The organism is Tissierellales bacterium (assembly GCA_035301805.1).
GTDB lineage: Bacteria > Bacillota > Clostridia > Tissierellales > DATGTQ01 > DATGTQ01.
On the sequence record DATGTQ010000226.1, the window covers coordinates 1 to 4,886 of the forward strand.

Annotated in this window: 5 protein-coding genes; all 5 read left to right on the forward strand. The window is 28.4% G+C overall.

Going from position 1 to position 4,886, the window contains the following annotated elements; translation table 11 throughout:
• Positions 1-41 precede the first annotated feature (41 nt).
• A complete protein-coding gene (locus VK071_11500) occupies positions 42-572 on the forward strand; it encodes a GNAT family protein (protein ID HLR35935.1) in 531 nt (176 codons plus the stop codon).
• Positions 573-596: 24 nt separating this feature from the next.
• Positions 597-1,652, forward strand: a complete 1,056-nt coding sequence (locus tag VK071_11505) for a sugar-transfer associated ATP-grasp domain-containing protein (protein HLR35936.1) — start codon at positions 597-599, stop codon at positions 1,650-1,652.
• A gap of 29 nt (positions 1,653-1,681) precedes the next feature.
• Positions 1,682-2,647 (forward strand): pyridoxal-phosphate dependent enzyme, encoded by a 966-nt coding sequence (locus VK071_11510; GenBank protein HLR35937.1) that lies wholly within the window; start codon positions 1,682-1,684, stop codon positions 2,645-2,647.
• Between the two features lie 16 nt (positions 2,648-2,663).
• Entirely contained in the window at positions 2,664-3,638 is a 975-nt protein-coding gene (locus VK071_11515) for an ATP-grasp domain-containing protein (GenBank protein HLR35938.1), read from the forward strand.
• 53 nt (positions 3,639-3,691) lie between these two features.
• The coding region (locus VK071_11520; protein ID HLR35939.1) for a polysaccharide biosynthesis protein at positions 3,692-4,886 on the forward strand (1,195 nt) is incomplete at its 3' end.

A 4,886-nucleotide genomic window follows, 5' to 3' on the forward strand; every position in this document is an offset into this window, starting at 1 on the left:
TCCATATATTCAAATAACGAATAAAAATAGGGGTGTTAAAAATGTTAACTAGTGATAGATTATATCTAAGACTAATGGAGGAAGATGATATTCCTTATAAAGTAAAATGGATAAATGATTCTAAAGTAAATACAACATTAAACTTTAGTTACCCAATATCAGAAATAGGGACAAGGCATTGGCTAAACAAAGTAGCAACAGATGGTACTAGAAGAGATTTTATAGTTTGTTTAAAAGAAAATGACAGACCTATTGGATATGGAGGACTCCTAGGTATTGACATAAAAAATTCTAAGGCGGAATCCTATATGGGTATAGGTGAAACTGATTGTTGGGGAAAAGGCTATGCTAAGGAAATAAGAGCTATGATATTAGAATATGCTTTCCTCGAATTACATTTAAATAAAGTTTATTCCTATGTATGGGAAGAAAATATAAAGATGATTAAAGTTAACGAGAAAGCAGGATTTAAAATCGATGGGACTTTAAGAGATGATGTCTATACTCATGGAGAGTTTAGAAATAGGGTTATAATGAGTATTTTAAGAGAAGAATATATTGACAATAGATAGTGTTAAATATAAGGAAGTGACAATATGAGTCCATTATATAAAAAATATCTTTTTCTTAGGTCAAGAGTAGCAGTTATTGTTGAAGATATGAAATCCGATACAAAAATTTCTTTTATAAAAAGAATGAAATGTGTAAGTAAGGGATTTTTAAGTAGTTCATACTATTTATATGATTTTAAAAACAATGACTACAAGGACTATATTTCAGAATATCAGCGTAAAAAAACAAGATTTATAAATGAAAGAGATGCCTATGTATTAAATAATAAAGTTATATTCGATAATATTGTAAAAGAATATATAAAAACTCCCACTATATATTCACTTATATTAAAAGGGAAGGTATATCCTCATATTAAGGAGCCAATGATAAGTAATAGTGAGTCTTTAATTGATCAAATAAAGAAAGAGGGAAAAATAGTTATAAAACCCTATATAGATGCAGATAGTGGAAGAGGTATTTATATTTGTGAATATAAAGAAGGAAAGATTTTATTTAATGGTATTGCAGTTGAAAAAGAAGATATTGACTTTATGATAGAGGAATTAGACAAATACATAGTTACAGAATATATAGAACAACATAAATATTCCGAAGGAATATACCCAAATTCAGTAAATACTATTAGAATACTGACTATGGAAGACCCCCATACTCAGGAAGTATTTATTCCTATTGCCGTACATAGATTAGGAACAGAAAAAACAGGAAATGTAGACAATTGGGGAAAAGGTGGTTTAAGTGCAAAAGTGGATTTAGACTCAGGCATATTAAGTAAAGCTACAAGTAAACCTGTAAACAATAAGAAAATTTGGTATAGTACCCATCCTGATACTGGAGCTCAGATTGAAGGAGTTAAAATTCCGAATTGGGATTCAATAAAAGATAAAGTATTATTTTTGGCCCACCAGATGCCTTATATAAAGTACGTAGGTTGGGATGTATTATTAACTAAGGATGGGGAAGTTGCAATTATGGAGGCTAATAATTGTAGTGGTGTAAATGTATTACAAAGCCATAGACCATTATTGAAAGATGAAAGGGCTAAAAGTTTTTATAAATATTATAATATAATATAATCTTGATGTTTATATTGGAGGAATTTTTCATGAACTTAAGAAGAAAGATTTTTAAGGATACACCTTTATACAAATTAGAAAGTTTTACTAAAAACAATATATATATAAAAAGAGATGACATGACAGATCCTGTATGCGGTGGAAATAAAGCTAGAAAATTAGAATATTTTATGGAAGAGATTTTAGAAAAAGGTTGTGACCATATAGTAACTTATGGTTCCAAAGAGTCCAATCATTGTCGAATAACAGCAGCCTTTGCTGCTCAGCACAACATACCTTGTACTTTAATACTAGCTAAGCCTAAAATTAATCATCAGATTAATTTTAATGGGAACTTTTTTTTATACCATTTATTAGATTCAGAAATTATATGGACTGAAGTGGATAAGGTAAGTACTACTATAGATAGAATCATGGAAGATCTAAAGAACAAAGGCTACAACCCCTACTTCATACCCGGTGGTGGCCATGGTAATATTGGAACTTATGCCTATATAAAAGCTTATGAAGAAATAGAAAGACAAAAGAAACAATTAAATATAAATTTTGATTATATATTCTTAGCATCAGGAACAGGAACTACTCAGGCAGGCTTAATAGTAGGACAAAAATTTAATGAAAACAGTGAAAAAATAATAGGCATTAGTGTAGCTAGGAATGAAGAAAGAGGAAAAGAAGTTATATATGATAGTATTATTCAGTATTTAAAAGACAATAATATGTCTGTAGATATTGAAAAGAATGATATAAACTTTTTAGATAATTACATAGGCAAAGGTTATGGCGACATATATAATGACATTCTAGAAACAATTAAAACTATAGTAAAAAACGAAGGGATTTTATTAGATCCAATATATACAGGTAAAGGTTTTTATGGGATGCTAGATTATATAGAAAGCGAAAATATTAATAATAAAAATATATTATTTATACACACGGGAGGACTACCGTTAGTCTTTAACTATGCATATAAATTTAATGAAAACCAATAGATTGCGAGGTAATAAAATGAATGTATTAATAACTAGTGCAGGAAGAAGGACCAAATTAGTGGAATATTTTAAAAATGAATTTAAAGGTGAAGGGAATGTAATCGTTACTGACTGTGATAATAAGGCTCCTACATTGTACATAGCAGATAAATCCTATGTAGTACCTAGAATAGATAACAAGAATTATATACCTACTATAAAAGAAATATGTAAAAAGGAAAATATAGATGGGATTCTATCATTAATCGATCCTGAGTTAAGTTTACTTTCCTATAATAGAGATGAATTTGAAAAGTTAGGAGTTAAAGTCATAGTATCAGATTACGATATTGTAGAAACTTGTTTTGACAAAATGGATATGTTTCATTTTTTAATTGACAATGGATTTAAAACTGCAAGAACCTATGATAGCTTTGAAGAATTTAATAAAGATTATAAAAAAGGTGATATGACATTGCCAGTATTTGTTAAGCCTAGAAAAGGTAGTGCCAGTTTAGGGATAAATAAAATTGATGATATAGATATTCTGAATATAGTAAAGTCTAAGGATGATAATTTATTAATTCAGGAGTTCTTAGATGGAAAAGAATACGGTATAGATGTATATGTAGATTTAATATCTAAGGAAATTATCTCCATTTATGCAAAAGAGAAAATAAAAATGAGGGCTGGGGAAACAGATAAAGCTATATCCATATTAGATGATGAATTATTTAAATTAATAGAGGATTTTATTAGTAAATTAGGAGTAGTTGGGGCTATTGATATTGATGTATTTAAAGTTAATGGTGAATACTATATATCAGAAGTCAACCCAAGATTTGGGGGAGGTTATCTATTAGCTTATGAAGGTGGAGAAGATTTTGCTCATTATATAAATAACAATTTAAAAGGAATTGAGAATAAAAGGAATATAGGGGAATATAAAGAAGGCCTTTATATGTTTAAACATGATACTTTAATTATAAAAGAAGAGTCTAATTTAATTTAATTTGTTATAATGGTATTGTGGTTAAAATTAAACTTTAAAAAGAAGGGGTCACTATGAAAAATAAAAACTTTATTCTAGTATTATTAGATATAGTGCTAATTAATTTAGCTTATATACTAGCATTATATTTAAGGTTTGATGAACATATACCAGCAAGATTTATAAAAGTATATTTAAGTCATGCTATATTTATTACTTTAATAAAAATTGTTATATTTCACTTTTTTAATTTATATAAAAATATTTGGAAATTTGCTAGTGTAGACGAGATGATAGAAATAGTATTGGCATCTATAGTTTCTAATTCTTTAGTTATAGCTTACTTGACATTGATTCAAACAAGAATGCCGAGAAGTGTATATTTAATGGTTCCTATACTGGATATGGCCTTTGTAGGAGGAATAAGATTTAGCTTTAGAGCATTAAGCCGTGTTCAAAATGGAGTGCCTAAAAATTTAGATGATTATAAAAAAGTATTAATAGTAGGAGCTGGTTCAGCAGGTTCTATGATTATAAAAGAATTAAGAACTCATGACACATTGAAAAGTATGCCAGTGGCTATAGTTGATGATGATATAAAAAAAGAAGGTCAAAGTATTAATGGTGTTCCTATTTTAGGTAATAGGAGAGATATACAAAGAATATGTAAAAAAGAAGATATAGATGAAATAATTATAGCAATTCCATCAGCAAATAGAAAAGAAATTAGAGAAATAGTGAGTGAAGCTAGAAAAACAAATTGTAAAACTAAAATAGTACCAGGAATGTACGAATTAATAGATGGGAAAGTTAGTATAAAGAAAATAAGAGATGTAGAGATAGAGGACCTTCTAGGTAGAGAAGAAATAAAATTAGACATGGAAGAAATATGTGGATATATAAAGAATAAGAGGATCCTTGTAACAGGTGGTGGAGGATCTATTGGTTCAGAGTTATGTAGACAAATTGCAAGGTTTGAACCAAGAGAACTTATAATACTTGATATATACGAAAATAATGCCTACGATATACAAAATGAGCTTTTAAGAAAATATGATAATTTAAATTTAAAGGTTTTAATTGCCTCAATTAGAGATAAAAAAAGAATTGATGAAATAATGAATGTGGAAAGACCAGATGTAATTTTCCATGCTGCAGCTCATAAACATGTACCTTTAATGGAAAACAATCCCCATGAAGCAGTGAAAAACAATGTTTTCGGTACATTGAACATGGTACAAGCAGCAGATAAATATAATGTGAAAAAAC

Bases quoted from the DNA above. Each gene is read 5' to 3' on its own strand.
- VK071_11500 (HLR35935.1), top strand. From the start codon at position 42: ATGTTAACTAGTGATAGATTATATCTAAGACTAATGGAGGAAGATGAT.
- VK071_11505 (HLR35936.1), top strand. From the start codon at position 597: ATGAGTCCATTATATAAAAAATATCTTTTTCTTAGGTCAAGAGTAGCA.
- VK071_11510 (HLR35937.1), top strand. From the start codon at position 1,682: ATGAACTTAAGAAGAAAGATTTTTAAGGATACACCTTTATACAAATTA.
- VK071_11515 (HLR35938.1), top strand. From the start codon at position 2,664: ATGAATGTATTAATAACTAGTGCAGGAAGAAGGACCAAATTAGTGGAA.